13 protein-coding genes are annotated in these 17020 nt (G+C 61.2%); 5 read left to right on the top strand and 8 right to left on the bottom strand.

What is annotated here, in order from left to right; translation table 11 throughout:
* Positions 1-347: UDP-3-O-acyl-N-acetylglucosamine deacetylase (locus tag ACIPL2_RS27610; protein ID WP_401361802.1), on the top strand; the 347-nt coding region annotated here is incomplete at its 5' end.
* A gap of 176 nt (positions 348-523) precedes the next feature.
* Here ACIPL2_RS27610 and ACIPL2_RS27605 read toward each other — a convergent pair.
* From ACIPL2_RS27605 to ACIPL2_RS27575, 7 genes are all read right to left on the bottom strand, one after another.
* On the bottom strand, positions 524-2023 hold the full coding sequence (locus ACIPL2_RS27605; RefSeq protein ID WP_401361800.1) for a sensor domain-containing diguanylate cyclase: 1500 nt from the start codon (positions 2021-2023) through the stop codon (positions 524-526).
* Positions 2024-2482: 459 nt separating this feature from the next.
* Positions 2483-2707, bottom strand: a complete 225-nt coding sequence (locus tag ACIPL2_RS27600; protein ID WP_401361797.1) for a hypothetical protein — start codon at positions 2705-2707, stop codon at positions 2483-2485.
* A 279-nt stretch (positions 2708-2986) separates the two neighbouring features.
* Positions 2987-4351: a heavy metal sensor histidine kinase gene (locus ACIPL2_RS27595; protein ID WP_401361794.1), complete on the bottom strand. Its 1365-nt coding sequence runs from the start codon at positions 4349-4351 to the stop codon at positions 2987-2989.
* Entirely contained in the window at positions 4341-5018 is a 678-nt protein-coding gene (locus ACIPL2_RS27590) for a heavy metal response regulator transcription factor (RefSeq protein ID WP_401361791.1), read from the bottom strand. The genes ACIPL2_RS27595 and ACIPL2_RS27590 overlap by 11 nt, the downstream gene beginning before the upstream one ends.
* Before the next feature lie 9 nt (positions 5019-5027).
* A complete protein-coding gene (locus ACIPL2_RS27585; RefSeq protein WP_401361788.1) occupies positions 5028-8129 on the bottom strand; it encodes a multidrug efflux RND transporter permease subunit in 3102 nt (1033 codons plus the stop codon).
* Complete coding sequence (locus tag ACIPL2_RS27580; protein WP_401361785.1) at positions 8126-9286, bottom strand: efflux RND transporter periplasmic adaptor subunit; 1161 nt, start codon at positions 9284-9286, stop codon at positions 8126-8128. The genes ACIPL2_RS27585 and ACIPL2_RS27580 overlap by 4 nt, the downstream gene beginning before the upstream one ends.
* Before the next feature lie 990 nt (positions 9287-10276).
* Positions 10277-11245 (bottom strand): LysR family transcriptional regulator, encoded by a 969-nt coding sequence (locus tag ACIPL2_RS27575; protein ID WP_059406223.1) that lies wholly within the window; start codon positions 11243-11245, stop codon positions 10277-10279.
* Positions 11246-11539: 294 nt separating this feature from the next.
* On the opposite strand from ACIPL2_RS27575, the gene ACIPL2_RS27570 reads away from it, so the two are divergent.
* From ACIPL2_RS27570 to ACIPL2_RS27555, 4 genes are all read left to right on the top strand, one after another.
* The gene (locus ACIPL2_RS27570; protein WP_401361781.1) at positions 11540-13039 is read left to right on the top strand and encodes an efflux transporter outer membrane subunit; all 1500 of its coding nucleotides are present in this window, start codon (positions 11540-11542) and stop codon (positions 13037-13039) included.
* A gap of 121 nt (positions 13040-13160) precedes the next feature.
* Positions 13161-15362 carry an FUSC family protein gene (locus ACIPL2_RS27565; protein ID WP_401361778.1) on the top strand — a complete coding sequence of 734 codons (2202 nt, stop codon included), beginning with the start codon at positions 13161-13163 and terminating at the stop codon, positions 15360-15362.
* Positions 15352-15552, top strand: coding sequence for a DUF1656 domain-containing protein (locus ACIPL2_RS27560; RefSeq protein WP_007896379.1), 201 nt, complete (start codon positions 15352-15354; stop codon positions 15550-15552). Before ACIPL2_RS27565 ends, ACIPL2_RS27560 begins: the two co-directional genes overlap by 11 nt.
* Positions 15553-15576: 24 nt before the next feature.
* A complete protein-coding gene (locus tag ACIPL2_RS27555) occupies positions 15577-16440 on the top strand; it encodes an efflux RND transporter periplasmic adaptor subunit (RefSeq protein ID WP_401361775.1) in 864 nt (287 codons plus the stop codon).
* A gap of 136 nt (positions 16441-16576) precedes the next feature.
* Here ACIPL2_RS27555 and ACIPL2_RS27550 read toward each other — a convergent pair whose 3' ends face one another.
* Positions 16577-16975 (bottom strand): DUF4440 domain-containing protein, encoded by a 399-nt coding sequence (locus ACIPL2_RS27550; RefSeq protein WP_401361772.1) that lies wholly within the window; start codon positions 16973-16975, stop codon positions 16577-16579.
* Positions 16976-17020: the final 45 nt, after the last annotated feature.

Below are 17020 nucleotides of genomic sequence, written 5' to 3'. Positions count from 1 at the left end.
CTTATGCGACCACGCTACGCCTCCAGCAGTATGCATTGGTATTGTCGGCCTTGTGCATCGGCAGCGTTGAAAACGCTATTGTGGTCGACGCGGATGGTGTACTGAACGAAGACGGCCTTCGCTATGAAGACGAATTCGTGAAGCACAAGATCCTCGATGCAATTGGTGACCTCTACCTGCTGGGCAATAGCCTGATTGGTGAGTTCAAGGGCTTCAAGTCCGGCCACGCATTGAACAACCAGCTGCTGCGCAAGTTGATTGCGCAGACAGATGCTTGGGAAGTCGTGACTTTCGAAGACGCCAGCACTGCACCGATCTCTTACATGCGTCCAGTGGCGGCCGTGTAAGTAAAAAACCTCTCTAGTTTTTTAAAGGCTACCTTCGGGTGGCCTTTTTTTATGCCTGATTTTTGTGTTGGCCGGGCGGGCGCCTTCGCGGGCAAGCCTCGCTCCTACAGGAGATCGATTACCCCTGTAGGAGCGAGGCTTGCCCGCGAAGGCGCCATCCGCCCCACCACCTATCTTTACTCGGCAGCCACCACCCGATTCCGCCCACTTTCCTTCGCCTGATACAGCGCCTTATCCGCCGCAAACAGCAAACTCTCCAGACTGCTCTCGCTCGCCGCCGTCCAGGTGGCGATACCGATACTGACCGTAATCGGCGTTCCATCTCCCGCCATCGACGGTAACTGCTCCACCGCCGCCCGGATGCTTTGGGCTATCTGCAGAGCGCCCGCACGGTCGGTTTCCGCCAGGATCACGGAAAACTCCTCGCCGCCGTAACGGGCGACCAGGTCGGTGGGGCGTCGCACATTGGCGCAGATCACCTTGGCCACCGCACGTAAGGCATCGTCGCCGCTCTGATGGCCGTGGCGATCGTTGAACGCCTTGAAGTGGTCGGCGTCGATCATCAACAACGACAGTGGCTTGCCCGAACGTTGGGCGCGAAACCATTCATGGCGCAGGGTCTGATCCAGGGTTCGGCGGTTGGCGACGCCGGTCAATGCATCGGTGGCCGCCAGCAGCGCCAGTTCTTTCTCGGCGCTGTGGCGCAGGCGCAGCTCCCGGCAGAGCAACCAGGTCAGCCACAGCAAGCCGATGCACAACACTCCGGTGGCGCCGCTGATCACTATCGCTGTGCGCTTCCAGGCCGCGAACACTTCGTTGCCGGAGAGGGCGACGATCACCGTTAGCGGCAGGTTGCCGACTTTGGAAAAGGTATACAGGCGCTGGTGATGGTCGATGCTCGACACGCTGTCGAAGCTGCCATTGCCCTCACGCAGGATGCGCATGACATTGGGCCGACTGGCGAAGCTTTTGCCGATCGAATCGTTTTGCAGGTGCGGCTTTTGCGCCAGCAGCACGCCGTCGTCGTTGATGATGTTCAGCGTGCTGCCGGTGCCGATGTCCAGGCTGTTGAACAACTGGTCGAAGTAACCCAGGCGCATCGACGCCACGGCCACCCCGAGAAACTCACCGGTGGAAGAAGAGATGCGCCGGCTGAAACTGATCCGCCATTTGTCGCGGTCTTCGCAGTTGCAGCGGGGTTTGAACGGCCGGCTGATGAACATGTCAGTGTCAGGGTTGGCCGCATGGGCGATGAAGTAGTCGCGATCAGCGAAGTTGCCGGGCTTGGGTTGGATCAGTGACGAGTCAGCGATGACGTCGCCGTTTTTGTCCAGCAACAGAACGTCGCCCTTGAAGCGCGCCGTGGTGGACCGGTCAAAAAGTACCAAGTGACGGATTTGCGGCGACACCTGTTTCAAATCGTCCCGTTGCGCCGCGGCAATCAGCCCTTGCAGGGTCAGGTCGTAGAGTTCGACGGTGCGCAATACGTCGGCGTCGATCAGCTCGGCGATGGTGGTCGCACTGCGAGTGGCGGCCTCCTGGGCGTTGCCGTGTTCGCGGATCAACAGATAGGCAACGATGCCGAGAATCGCAAAGACAGTCAGGCAGCTACCGAGGATCACCATGAGTTCAGGGCGCCCGGTCTTGGAAAGGTGTGGGATGCGACTTGCGATCATGGGTCTGATATCTGCTCAAGGGACTGTGTAAGCGTAGTTCCATAAACGTAACAGCCGTAATGGGACCGCCCATCGCAGAGATCAGTCGTTGAGGCGCTGGTGTCACGCGGCGAATGTATAAATCCCGAGCAAAAAAAAGGCCAGCTAAACATGCTGACCTTTTATTTTGTTAGGGGGATCAGAAAACGTTGGTGGAATAGGCGCTCGAGAACATCATTGCAGCAATTGCAATGAACAGCGGGTCGAGTTTCAAAGAAAAATACACGTGCGCTACTGCGCCTTTCGCTCAATAACGTCCGTTGTTGAATCGACGTTTTATATTGCCTGGCAAGGGAGACGAACTGCGCGGTGTTGTCTGCACAACGAAAAAAAGCCGCTGATAGCAGCGGCTTTGAAGACAACTTTTCAAAGGGAAGAGCCAATGAAAAGTGTCGAGGGAAACAGTGCGGATTCGACAGATCAGCTGTCTTTCTCAACCCGTTGTTGGGCCTGAGGGGTCGACGCTTGCGGGGTTTGCGCAGCTTCCTGCGCCTTGGCCGTCAATTCGCTCTGGTACTGTTCGTAGGCGACAGCGCGTGCGGCCTTTTGCGCGACGAAAGTCTGCGACTCTTCAGCGATGGCGAACGGGGACAGGAACAATGAGGACAAAACGAAAGCGCTGGCAATACCCATAGTGTTGGACATCTTTAAAACCTTCTTGCTTGGCAAGTGCTGTTTGGTGGCGCAAAGATAAGGGGCTTTAGAGAAGGGAAAAAGAGCGGATTCATGAAAGGACTATTGCGCCAAAGGTAAGAGTCGCCACGCGATACCTGTAGCAGCTGCCGAAGGCTGCGTTCGGCTGCGCAGCAGTCGTGAGATCAAGCATCGCGGTCTGTCAGATAAACCGCGTGTGCAGGGTTTGCGACTGCTACGCAGCCGAACGCAGCCTTCGGCAGCTGCTACAGGATCGGGTGCAGGGGAGGGTCAGACGGGGAGGTGGATGCCGAAGGTATTCATGCCGTGGTCACTGCGCACAAACACATCCCCGCCATGCATCAACGCAATCGCCTTGACGATCGCCAGGCCCAATCCATGGTTGTTGCCACTGTTGCTGCGCGAGGCATCGACCCGGTAAAAGCGCTCGAACAATCGCGGTAGATGCTCGCTGGCAATCGGCGAGCCAGGGTTCGCGACGCCGATGCTGACCTGATGCTCCTCGACCTCGATCCGCACCTCAATCACCTGCCCGGGCTCGGTGTGCTGCACCGCGTTGCTCAGCAGATTGATCAACGCCCGGCGCAGATGCGCAATCTCGATCCGCACTTGCGCATCGCCACTGACCTGCACCTGGACCTGGGCGTCTTCGAGGATGAAATCCAGGTATTCCAGGGTCGTCGCCACTTCATCCGCCAGCGACGTGGAGGTTAGTTTGGTGGCCTTGCTGCCCTGGTCGGCGCTGGCGAGGAACAGCATGTCGTTGATGATCGAGCGCAATCGCTCAAGCTCTTCGAGGTTCGATTGCAGCACTTCAAAATAGTGTTCCGCCGAACGTCCGCGCGTCAGTGCAACCTGGGTCTGGCCGATCAGGTTGGTCAGTGGTGAGCGCAGTTCATGGGCCACATCCGCGTTGAACGATTCCAGTCGCGAGTAAGCCTGTTCGACCCGCTCCAACGTCGAGTTGAAGGAGTTGACGAACTGATTCAATTCCGGCGGCAGTGACGACATGCGCAAGCGCCCGGAGCGCAACGGCGGGGCCAGACGCTGAGCTTCCTGAGACAGCTTGATCAGCGGTTTGAGACCGATCCGCGCCACCCAATACCCAAGGGCCGAGGCCAGCAGCACGCCGATGATCGCCAGGCTGATCAGGGCAATCAGCAAGTGGTGCTGGGTCTCGAAAAACGTCTCGGTGTCGATGCCGATCATGAAGCGCAGCGGTGGGCGCTGATCCTTGGCCGGGAACTGGCTGACCAGCACTTTCAGTGGATAAGGCTGATCCGGCAGTTTCAAGTCGCGCATGCCCAGCGGCCCTTCGGCAAAGGCCCGAATCTGCGGCGTCAGGTTGCCGTATTCGTAGTGCGGATCGCCGCTGATGATCCAGAAGCTGATGCGCTTGTCTTCTTCGCCGAGTAGCTTGAGCTTGTTGTTGATCTTCACCCAATGCTCGGGCGTGCCGTAACGCCCGACTGTGGATTCGAGCACGCTGTAACGTGCGTCCAGCTCGGCTTCGGGCAACAGGCCCAAGCCTTTATCGACCTGCTGGTACAGCGCCCAGCCGATCAACAGAAACACCAGAAGAGCCACCAGCGTAAACATCCCGCTGAGGCGCAGCGCGATCGAGTTACTGGACACCACGGCTCTCCAGCACATAACCCATGCCACGAATCGTGTGCAGCAATTTCTCTTCGAACGGCCCGTCGAGCTTGGCCCGCAGACGTTTGATCGCAACTTCGACAACGTTGGCGTCACTGTCGAAATTGATGTCCCAGACCATCTCGGCGATGGCGGTTTTCGAGAGGATTTCACCTTGGCGGCGGGCCAGCACGCTGAGCAGCGAGAACTCTTTGGCGGTGAGGTCTAGACGAGTGCCGGCACGGGTAGCCTTGCGGCTGATCAAATCGATCCACAGGTCGGCGATGCTTACCTGCACCGGCTCATGACCGCCGCTGCGCCGGGTCAGCGCTTGCAGGCGCGCCACCAGTTCAAGGAAGGAAAACGGTTTGCCAAGGTAGTCGTCGGCACCGTCGCGCAGGCCCTTGATGCGATCTTCCACACGCTCGCGGGCGGTGAGCATGATCACCGGGGTTTGCTTGCGCGCACGCAATGCGCGCAGTACGCCGAAGCCGTCGAGGCCCGGCAGCATGACGTCGAGGACGATCACCGCGTAGTCGCTTTCCAGCGCCAGGTGCAGGCCTTCCACACCCTCGCGCGCCAGGTCCACGGTGTAACCCTGTTCCGTCAGGCCGCGGTGCAAATAGTCCGCGGTTTTTTCTTCGTCTTCGATAATCAGAACGCGCATGACCCCGCCTCAGTCTGTGGTCGCCAGTGCCGGCATCGGCGCTGGTTTGGGCCTATGGAATAGCCGCTCAAGCCACAAGTATATGACCGGAGTGGTGAACAGCGTCAGCGCCTGGCTCACCAGCAAGCCGCCGACCACCGCGATGCCCAATGGCTGGCGCAATTCGGCGCCGGTGCCGTAGCCAAGCATTAGCGGCAGGGCGCCGAGCAGGGCGGCGAGGGTGGTCATGATGATCGGCCGGAACCGTGTGATACAGGCCTGGTAGATCGCTTCTTCCGGTGGCAATCCCCCTTTGCGCTGAGCTTCGAGGGCGAAGTCGATCATCAGGATGCCGTTTTTCTTGACGATGCCGATCAGCAACACCAGGCCGATCAGCGCCATGATCGAAAAGTCCTGGCCGCAGATCCACAGCATGATCACCGCGCCGAGCCCGGCCGATGGCAGGGTCGAGATAATGGTCAGCGGATGGACGAAGCTCTCATAGAGCACGCCGAGAATGATGTACACCGCCACCAGCGCCGCCAGAATCAGCCATGGCTGGCTGGCCAGCGAACTCTGGAACGCCTGGGCCGCGCCCTGGAAGTTGCCGCTCATCGCTGCCGGCATGCCGATTTCAGCCTTGGCCTGGTTGAGCATGATCACCGCGTCCCCCAGCGCCACGCCGGGTGCCAGGTTGAACGAGAGGTTGGCGGCCGGGAACATGCCGTCATGGGCGATGGACAAGGGGCCGACCGTTGGCGCATCGAACTTGGCTAGCGCCGACAGCGGCACCATTTCTCCGCTCAGGGGTGAGCGCAGGTAGAAATAGTTGAGGCTTTCGGCCTTGCCACGCTGCTTGGTGTCCAGTTCCAGAATCACGTTGTACTGGTTGATCTGGGTCTGGAATTCGTTGATCTGGCGCTGACCGAAGGCGTCGTACAGCGCTTCGTCGACGTCGCTGGCGGTCAGGCCAAAACGCGCCGCCGCGCTGCGATCGATGCTGATGTGGGTGATGCTGCCGCCCAATTGCAGGTCGTTGGAAATGTCGCGGAACGCCGGGTTGCTGCGCAGTTTTTCCGTCAGGCGCTGGGTCCAGGTGCTCAGGACCGCACCGTCGTTGCTCTTGAGCACGTATTGGTACTGGGCGCGGCTCGGACCGGAGCTGAGGTTGATGTCCTGGCCGGCGCGCAGGTAGAGCACGATGCCTGGGACTTTCATCAGCTGTGGGCGAATCCGGTCGATGAACTGGCTGGCCGAGACGTCGCGGTCGCCGCGTTTTTTCAGGGCGATCCAGAACCGGCCGTTGGCGATGGTCTGGTTGCTGCCCGAGACCCCGACCGAGTGCGAAAACGCCTGGACGGCCGGGTCGGCGGCGACGATTTCCGCCATCGCCAAGTGTTTTTTCACCATGTCGCCGTAGGAAATATCGGCCGCCGCTTCGGTGGTGCCGAGGACGAAACCGGTGTCCTGCACCGGGAAGAAACCTTTGGGAATGAAAATGTAGCCGACGATGGCCAGGGCCAGGGACAAACCGAACACACCGATCATCAACTTCTGATGGGCGAGGGCACGGCGCAGAAGCTTTTCATAACCGGCGAGCAAGCGTTCGCCGAACGTCGGTTTGCTGTGGGCGTGATGCACCGGCGCACGCATGAACAGCGCGGCCAGGGTCGGCGCCAGCGTCAGCGACACCACCACCGAAATCATGATGGTCGAGGTCGCTGTCAGGGCGAATTCCTTGAACAGCCGCCCGACCACACCGCCCATGAACAGCAGCGGAATAAACGCCGCCACCAGCGAGAAACTGATGGAGACCACGGTGAACCCGATCTCGCCAGCGCCTTTGATCGCGGCCTCGCGCATGCCGTCACCGGCCTCGAGGTGACGGTGGATGTTCTCCACCACCACAATCGCATCGTCGACCACAAACCCCACGGCCACCACGATCGCCACCAGGGTCAGGTTGTTCAGGCTGAAGCCCATGATGTACATCAGGGCGAAACTGGCGGTCAGTGAAACCCCGAGCACCGCCGACACAATCATCGTCGCCGACCATTGGCGCAGGAACAGCGCCATCACCGCCACCACCAGCATGATGGCGATCAGCAAGGTGACTTCCACTTCATGCAAGGACGCGCGGATGGTTTGGGTGCGGTCGATCAACACCTTGACCTGCACCGAGGCCGGCAGCATCGCTTCCAGGCCGGGCAGGGCCGCTTGAATGCGATCCACGGTCTCGACGATGTTGGCCCCCGGTTGCCGCGAGATCACCAGGTTCACCCCCGGCCGATCCCCGGCCCAGGCTTGCACGTAGGCATCTTCCGAACCGTTGACGACTTTGGCCACATCCTTGAGATGAACCGGTGCGCCGTCCTTGTAGGAAACGATGAGCTGGCTGTACTCCTCAGGGTGGAACAACTGGTCGTTGGTCGACAGGGTCGAAATGCTCGACTCCCCGTACAACGCACCTTTGGCCAGGTTGAGGCTGGTGTTCTGGATCGCCAGGCGAATGTCCGCCAGGGTCAGGCCGATGGCCGCGAGTTTGTCCGCCGAGGCTTGCACGCGGATGGCCGGACGTTGCTGACCGGTGATGTTGATTTGGCCTACGCCGTCGATCTGGCTGATCTGACGCGAAAGCAGGGTTTCCACCAGGTCGCTGAGTTCGGTGCCGGGCATTTGCGTCGAGTTGACGCTGAGGATCAGCACCGGGCTGTCGGCCGGGTTGACCTTGCGCCACGTCGGCAGGGTCGGCATGTCCTTGGGCAGCTTGCCGGCGGCGGTGTTGATCGCGGCCTGGACTTCCTGGGCGGCGGTGTCGATGCTTTTGTCGAGGGTGAACTGCAGGGTCAGGTTGGTCGAGCCGAGGGCGCTGCTCGAGGTCATCTGGGTCACGCCGGGGATGGCGCTGAATTGCACTTCAAGGGGCGTGGCCACGGACGAGGCCATGGTTTCCGGGCTGGCGCCGGGCAATTGGGCCGCCACCTGAATGGTCGGGAATTCGGCTTCCGGCAGCGGTGCGATCGGCAGGCGCGGGAAGGCGATGACACCGAGGAGCACCAGGGCGAAGGTCAGCAGGATCGTCGCGACCGGATGATCGATGCACCACGCGGAAACCGAGCCATGGCCCTTCATGGTTTCGGCTCCGATTGCACCACTTGTGGCGGGTCAGTCAGGACCTGGACCGTCGAACCGGGTTTGAGCCGCGACTGGCCGTCGCTGACCAGGATGTCGCCCGGATTGACGCCTTTGATGGTGTCCTGGCCGCTGCCTTGATAGACCATTTGCACCTGGACGGTTTCGACCTTGTCACCTTTGACCCGGTAGACGAAATGCTGGTCGAGCCCGCGTTGTACGACGGTGGGCGGTACGACCAGCGCATCTTTATCCAGCGCTGTCTGAATTTTTACCGTTACCAGCAGGCCCGGCCAGAGTTTTTGCCCGGGGTTGTTGAATTCCGCCTTGGCGCGGATGGTCCCGGTGTTGGCGTTGATCTGGTTGTCGATCAGGGTCAGGTGGCCTTCGCCCAGCAGGTTGCCGGTTTCGCCATCGGTGTCGGCGCCGATGTAGGCCTTCACTTTGGCGCGCTCCGGGTCACCGATCAGGCCTTGCAGGGTCGGCAGCATGTGTTGCGGCAGGGAGAACTCCACGGCGATCGGGTCGATCTGGGTCACCGTGAACAGGCCTTGGGCGTCGGTCATGCGCAGGAAGTTGCCTTCATCGACGGTGCGAATACCGACGCGACCGGTCACCGGGGAGCGAATCTGGGTGTAGGACAGTTGAACCTGGGCGGCGTCGATCGAGGCCTGATTGCCTTGGGCGGTGGCCTTGAGTTGGTTGACCAGGGCTTGTTGCTGGTCGTAGGTCTGCTTGGAGACGCCGTCGTCGACGCTCAGCAGTTTGTAGCGCTTGAGGTTGACCAGGGCGACTTGCAGTTGCGCCTGGCTTTCGCCCAATTGAGCCTTGGCCTGATCGAGGCTGGCGCGGATCGAGCGGTCGTCGATGGTGGCCAGCAGGTCGCCCTTGTTGACGAGTTGGCCTTCTTTGACAAGCAATTTGGTGAGAATGCCGTCGATCTGCGGGCGGACTACGACGCTGTGCAGGGACAGGACCGAGCCGATGCCGCTGACGTAGCGGGGCACGTCTTTTTCGGTGACGCTGACCACTCGCACGGGGATGGCGGTGGAGGTGGTGAGTTTTGTCGTGGCGGGTTTGGCGGCGTACCACAGGCCCAGCGCTGCCAGAACGATCAGAAGGGCGACGAGCAGGGCGGGTTTTTTCTGAATTCGCATGCGAGTGGGGCGCCGGGGCTGGGAGGTCGATAGGTTGGTATTTTCCTTTATAAACCTGTTTGACGGTCAGGAAGGTGACTGCTAACTGACGGCGCTGTCAGTTTGGTGGTCTTGGCGGCCTTATAGCCGACCAGGTTCTTTCAGGGGGGACATATCCATTTCTGCGGTGATGGCTGATATTGGTTCCGCCCTTACGGCGGGTCACTTGGAAAAGCGCCAAGTAACCAAGCGCTCTTGCCCCTTTCGTTCGGTGCCTCGCTAAGGCTCGGCATGCCCTCGCTCCGGTCCTGCTCCGTGGGCCCGCCGCCATCGGCCATCCCTGGCCGGGGGCGGCTAACCCGGCATCCCTGCCGGGTTGCCCACTGCGCAGAACCTCCACTCGGCCTCTCGATGGGACGGTGCATCAAGATCAAAAGCACGGCGGCCTGCAGGCCGGCCTGGTTCGTTATGGTGCGCATTCCCCTGTAGGAGCGAGCTTGCTCGCGAAGAACGTCAATGATGGCGCGTTTCAACGGGATAAACGCGGTGCCTGTGGGTTCATCGCGAGCAAGCTCGCTCCTACAGGTGAGGGGGACGGTGATTTCGGGCGCTGCGTTCGCTTTTGATCTTGCCGTTGCTTCGGCTTTTGATTTTGATCTGTTGCCCCTTTCCCAGAGGCCGAACGCAGGCGTTGCGCAGGGGGCAACCCGGCATGGATGCCGGGTTAGCCGCCCCCGGCCAGGGATGGCCGATGGCGGCGGGCCCCCGGAGCAATGCCTTCGTTACGGCATGCCGAGCCTTAGCGAGGCATCGAATGGCGGGGCAAAAGCCCTTGGTTACTTGGGGCTTTTCCAAGTGACACGCCGTAAGGGCGTAACCAATAGCCGCCGTTACCGCAGAAACGGATATGTACACCTGAAAAAGAATGGTCGGCTACCAGGCCGCCTTCGCGAGCAAGCCCGCTCCCACATTTGCTCGGTGTACATTCGTAAAAAACGGATGTCCGCAGGATCAATTCGCCACCCGAACCCCACCCATGCTCCCGCTCAGTTCATAAGCCGTCAGTTCTGCCTGGTGCGCCGCCAATATCTCCGGCAGCGACCCGCGCAAGTACTCGACCCAGGTCTTGATCTTCGCATCCAGGTATTGCCGCGACGGGTAGATCGCATACAGGTTCAGTTCCTGCGAGCGGTACTTGGGCATCACCCGTACCAGACTGCCGTTACGCAACCCTTCGATCGCCGCATACACCGGCAAAACCCCCACCCCCATGCCACTGGTAATCGCAGTCTTCATCGCATCGGCAGAGTTCACCAGAAACGGCGAGCTGTTGATGGTGACCATCTCCTGGCCCTCAGGCCCGTCGAAAGTCCACTTCTCCAGCGGAATCACCGGGCTCACCAGCCGCAAACACGCATGGTTGAGCAAGTCGCTGGGTTTCTGCGCGCAGCCATTGACCTTCACGTAAGCCGGCGAGGCGCAAACAATGCTGTAGGTGATGCCCAGGCGCTGCGAGACGAAACCCGAGTCCGGCAGTTCGCTGGCCAGCACGATGGACACGTCGTAGCCCTCGTCCAGCAAATCCGGCACGCGGTTGGCCATGGTCAGGTCGAAGGTGACGTCGGGGTGGGTCTTGCGGTAGCGGGCGATGGCGTCGATCACGAAGTGCTGACCGATGCCGGTCATGGTGTGCACTTTGAGTTGCCCGGCCGGGCGCGCATGGGCGTCGCTGGCTTCCGCTTCGGCTTCTTCGACGTACGCCAGGATCTGCTCGCAACGCAACAGGTAGCGCTTGCCGGCTTCGGTCAGGGCGATGCGTCGGGTCGTGCGGTTGAGCAGGCGGGTTTGCAGGTGGGCTTCCAGGTTGGAGACCGCGCGCGAGACGTTTGCCGTAGTGGTGTCGAGTTGCACGGCGGCGGCGGTGAAGCTGCCGGCCTCGGCCACGTAACTGAAGGCGCGCATGTTTTGCAAAGTGTCCATGGGGTGCTCTCAAGGGCGATGGCAAATTGTGACACGAAGTTTCAGGGTCTGAGACCCCGACCAACGGATTATCGCGCGAACGGTAACAAAGATTCACAGGAATCCCACCTTATCGCGATCAAGGCCCGCCACTAGAATTGCGCCGATCCTTGTAGGAGCGAGGCTTGCCCGCGAAGAGGCCATCACTTTCAACATTGATGTTGGCTGACACACCGCCTTCGCGGGCAAGTCGGAACGCCGCCCGCTCGCTCCTACAAGAATCTTGTGCCTCCCTCACCTCAGGAATTTTCAGCAGTGCCGCGTCGCATCAGCAGAGCGCTTCAGACGCTCAGTGTTTTGGCTTTAACCCTGGCAATCAGCGGCTGCGTCGGTACCGGAGGTATTGCCCCACAGGGCAAGGCACTGGAGGCCGATTCATTGGCCACCGACGAAGCCATCCGCAGCGCCGCCCAAGACGCGCACTGGCCCACCGCGCAATGGTGGCAGGCTTATGGCGACCCGCAATTGAACCGCTGGATCGACCTCGCCGTGCAAGGCAGCCCGACCATGGCCATGGCCGCCGCGCGGGTGCGTCAGGCCAAGTCCATGGCCGGTATCGCGGAGTCGGCCGAGTCGCTGCAGATCAATGGCGAATCCACGCTCAAGCGCCACAACTGGCCGACCGATCAGTTCTACGGGCCGGGCGAGCTGGCCAATACCACCACCTGGGACAACAACGCCGCGCTGGGCTTCAGCTATGCCCTCGACCTCTGGGGCCGCGAAAGCAATGCCACCGAGCGCGCCGTGGACATGGCGCATATGACCGCCGCCGAAGCACGGCTGGCCCAGCTCGAATTGCAGAACAACATCGTTCGCGCCTACATCGATCTGTCGTTGCATTACGCGCAACGGGACATCGTCGAGGCAACGCTCAAGCAACAACAGCAGATTCTCGACCTGGCGCAAAAACGCCTGAACGGCGGGATCGGCACGCATTTCGAAGTCAGCCAGGCCGAGACGCCGCTGCCGGAAACCCATCGCCAGATCGATGCACTGGACGAAGAAATCGCCCTGAGCCGCAATCAACTGGCCGCACTGGCAGGCTTTGGGCCGGGGGAGGGCGCGCAGTTGCAACGGCCGACGTTGTCGTTGGGGGCGGCGCTGAAGCTACCGTCGTCGCTGCCGGCGCAATTGCTCGGTCAGCGTCCGGACGTGGTCGCCAGTCGCTGGCAAGTGGCGGCCCAGGCGCGGGGCATCGATGTCGCTCACGCAGGTTTCTACCCCAACGTCGATCTGGTCGGCAGCCTCGGTTACATGGCCACCGGTGGCGGGGCGCTCGAGTTCCTGACCGGCAAGAAACTCAACTACAGCGTGGGCCCGGCGATTTCCTTGCCGATCTTCGACGGCGGTCGTTTGCGCTCGGAACTGGGCGAAGCCTCGGCCGGGTATGACATCGCCGTGGCCAAGTACAACCAGACGCTGGTCAATGCGCTGAAAAACATCTCCGACCAGTTGATCCGCCGCGAGTCCATGGACAAGCAGCAAACCTTCGCCGCCGAGTCGGTGGCCACCGCGCAGAAGACCTACGACATCGCGATGATCGCCTACCAGCGTGGCCTCACCGACTACCTCAACGTGCTCAACGCCCAGACGCTGTTGTTCAAACAGCAGCAAGTCCAGCAGCAGGTTCAGGCGGCGCGACTGAGTGCGCATGCCGAGTTGGTAACGGCGCTCGGTGGCGGGCTCGGTGCCGGCAGCGATGTACCGAAAGACAGTCAGACCGCGGCACCGAAAACCCCGGTCCTTTTGCGTTGAACATCATACCTGTGGGAGCGAGCCTGCTCGCGATGAGGCCGGCACATCCAACATCGATGTCGACGGGTACTCCGCTATCGCCAGCAGGCTGGCTCCCACAGGTTTCACTGAGCAGGATCCCATGACTCCCTTGCCCGCACCTTTGCGTTGGCTGTATTCCCTTGAATGGCGCCGGGGTTTCTACGACTGGGCGCGCAGCGACGGCGTGACCTGGGTGTACATTTTCAAGGTGCTGTTCGCCGCATTCCTGACCCTGTGGCTGGCCATGCGCCTGGAACTGCCGCAGCCGCGCACGGCGATGATCACCGTGTTCATCGTCATGCAACCGCAAAGCGGCCATGTGTTGGCCAAGAGTTTTTATCGCTTCCTCGGCACCTTGGCCGGGTCGGCGGTGATGGTCGCGTTGATTGCCCTGTTCGCCCAAAACACCGAACTGTTCCTCGGCTCGCTGGCGATCTGGGTCGGCATCTGCTCGGCCGGTGCCGCGCGGTATCGCAACTTCCGTGCCTACGGTTTTGTGCTGGCCGGGTACACCGCGGCGATGGTCGGCTTGCCCGCTTTGGCCCACCCGGACGGCGCATTCATGGCGGCGGTCTGGCGGGTGCTGGAAATCTCCCTGGGGATTCTCTGTTCGACCCTGATCAGTGCCGCAATCCTGCCGCAAACCGCCAGTGCGGCGATGCGTAACGCGCTGTATCAACGCTTCGGCGTGTTCGCCTTGTTCGTCACCGATGGCTTGCGCGGTCGCAGCAAACGCGACGCTTTTGAAGCCAGCAACGTGCGCTTCATCGCCGAAGCGGTGGGCCTGGAAGGGCTACGCAGCGTCACCGTATTCGAGGACCCGCACATGCGCCGGCGCAACGGCCGGCTCAGTCGCTTGAACAGCGAGTTCATGGGCATCACCACGCGCTTCAATGCCTTGCACCAACTGCTCGAACGCTTGCGCAGCAGCGGCACCGATCACGTGGTCGCGGCGATCAAACCGGGTTTGCAGGACCTCGCCGAATTGCTCGACGGCTTCACCGGTCGAGCCTTGACCGATGCCGATGCCCGACGCTTGGTGATCGCGCTGACCACCTACAAAGAAGGCTTGCCGGCGCGGGTTCGCAGCCTGCGAGCGACCTTTCAAGAGAGTGACCCCAGCGACGCCGAACAACTGGATTTCCACACGGCCTACGAATTGCTCTACCGCTTCGTCGACGACCTGCACAGTTATGCACAGACCCACGCGTCCCTGGCCGATCACAGCCACGAGCGCGAGCAATGGGATGAGCCTTTCACCCCGCAAACCAACTGGATGGCGTCGGCCGCCTCGGGGATTCGCGCGGCGTTCATTCTGGTGGTGCTGGGCAGTTATTGGGTCGCCACGGCGTGGCCGAGCGGGGCGACCATGACCCTGATCGCCGCCGCCACGGTAGGTCTTTCCGCCGCCACGCCGAACCCGAAACGCATGGCGTTTCAGATGGCCTGCGGGACGTTCCTCGGGGCGTTGATCGGCTTCGTCGAGATGTTTTTCATCTTCCCCTGGATCGACGGTTTTCCATTGCTCTGCGTGATGCTCGCGCCGGTGATCGTGCTCGGTTCGTTCCTCACTTCGCGGCCGCAGTACGCCGGTGTCGGCCTCGGTTTGCTGATCTTCTTCAGCACCGGTTCGGTGCCGGACAACCTCACGGTCTACAACCCTTACGCCTTCATCAACGACTACATCGCGATGGTGCTGGGCATGCTGGTGTGCGCCGCGGCCGGGGCGATCATTTTGCCGCCCAACAGTCGCTGGTTGTGGCGTCGGCTCGAGCAGGATCTGCGCGGCCAGGTGGTGTATGCCATCAGCGGCAAACTCAAGGGCCTGGCGTCGAGTTTTGAAAGCAGCACCCGCGACCTGTTGCACCAGGCCTACGGTCTCGCCATGGGGCAGCCGCAAGTGCAGCGGGACTTGCTGCGCTGGATGTTCGTGGTGCTGGAAGTCGGGCACGCGATCATCGAGTTGCGCAAGGAGCAGGCGATCCTGCCGGTGCACCCGGCCTATGCCGAGTCGCAGCCGTGGCGCCAGGCGATCCGGGTGATGGGCCGCTCGCTGGTGCGGCTGTTTTTGCAACCGAGCCAGAGCAACCTGGAGCGCGGACTGATTGCCGTCGACCATGCGATCAGCCGCGTGCAAGCGACCGATGAACCGTTCGCCCCGCACTTCGACACCTCGGCGTTGCGCCGGGTGAAGAGCTACCTGCACTTCATCCGCACCTCGTTGCTCGACCCGCAATCACCGCTCGCCGGTTACATGACTGCCACTCACGCCAAGCCCCAAGGACTTGAACATGCCTCGTGAAATCGCCTTCCACGGCGTGTACATGCCGACCATGACGCTGATGTTTTTCATCGCTGCGGCGCTGGCCTGGGCGCTGGACCGGTTCCTCTCCGGGTTCGATTTGTACCGTTTCTTCTGGCACCCGGCGTTGCTGCGCCTGAGCCTGTTTACCTGTCTGTTTGGCGCCCTGGCGCTGACTGTTTACCGTTGACTCTCTATCACTGAGAACGCCCTGATGAAAAAGCTCTTCAGCCTGCTCGCCACCCTGTTGGTGCTGGCCCTCGCGATATGGATCGGCCGAACCCTCTGGGTGCATTACATGGACACGCCGTGGACCCGCGACGGCCGGGTGCGCGCCGACATCATCAACGTCGCTGCCGACGTCACCGGCGAAGTGGTGAACGTGCCGGTGCGTGACAACCAATTGGTCAAGAAAGGCGATTTGCTGATGCAGATCGACCCCGAGCACTACCGCATCGCGGTCAAGCAGGCACAGTCGCTGGTGGCCTCACGCAAGTCGACGTGGGAGATGCGCAAGGTCAACGCCCATCGCCGCGCCGACATGGACAACCTGGTCATTTCCAAGGAAAACCGCGACGACGCCAGCAACATCGCCGACTCGGCCCTGGCCGATTACCAGCACGCCCAGGCGCAACTGGAAGCCGCTGAACTCAACCTCAAACGTACCGAAGTTCGCGCGGCAGTGGACGGCTACGTGACCAACCTCAACGTCCATAGCGGCGATTATGCACGCATCGGCGAAGCGAAAATGGCCGTGGTCGACATGAACTCGTTCTGGGTCTACGGCTTCTTCGAAGAAACCAAACTGCCCCACGTGCGGGTCGGCGATAAGGCGGACATGCAGTTGATGAGCGGCGAAGTGCTCAAGGGGCACGTGGAGAGTATTTCACGCGGGATCTACGACCGTGATAACCCGGAAAGCCGTGAGCTGATTGCGGATGTGAACCCGACGTTTAACTGGGTGCGGCTGGCGCAACGGGTGCCGGTGCGGATTCACATTGATGAAGTGCCGGAGGGTGTGCTGTTGGCTGCGGGGATTACGTGCACGGTGGTGGTCAAGCAAGGTGATGGTGCATAGCTTGTAGACCGAGTCGCGCCCTTCGCGAGCAAGCCCGCTCCCACATTCGATCGCATTCTCTTGAGAGGACTCGGTTAAATGTGGGAGCGGGCTTGCTCGCGAAGGGCGCGCCTCAGTCATCCGCCAGGTGAAAAAATCACCCGTTGCAGAAAGTCTCCTGCAAGTGCCGCCAAATCACCTTGCCACCGGCCTGTTTCTCAAACACCACGGTCGAGCGCCGGTCCGAGTGCAACCCGGTCGCATCGGTTTGTTGTTCGCGGTAACTCACGGTTGCGCCCGTGTCGTGTAGCGCAATGCCACGCAACTCACTGAGCTCGATGCGGAACCCGAGTTTCCTGCCACCCGCCAGCAGGAACAATTCATTCAACGCGTCGAAATCCAGCACCCGGCCCAACGGCGAGACCATGGAAAACTGCGGGGAAAAACGGCTCAGCAGGTGTTCAAGTTCGCTCGCATCCCGCTCCTCGGCCAGCCACTGTTCGATGGCGATGTGGGCCTGGATCACTTCGTCGAAGTATTCGGTGTAGTCGGTCATGTGGCTTCCTGAAATTAGGTGGAGTCTGTTCTGACGCCTTCGCGG

Source organism: Pseudomonas sp. NPDC086251 (assembly GCF_044746405.1).
Classification (GTDB): Bacteria; Pseudomonadota; Gammaproteobacteria; order Pseudomonadales; family Pseudomonadaceae; genus Aquipseudomonas.
This window is presented reverse-complemented; position numbering and strand designations above follow the sequence as displayed.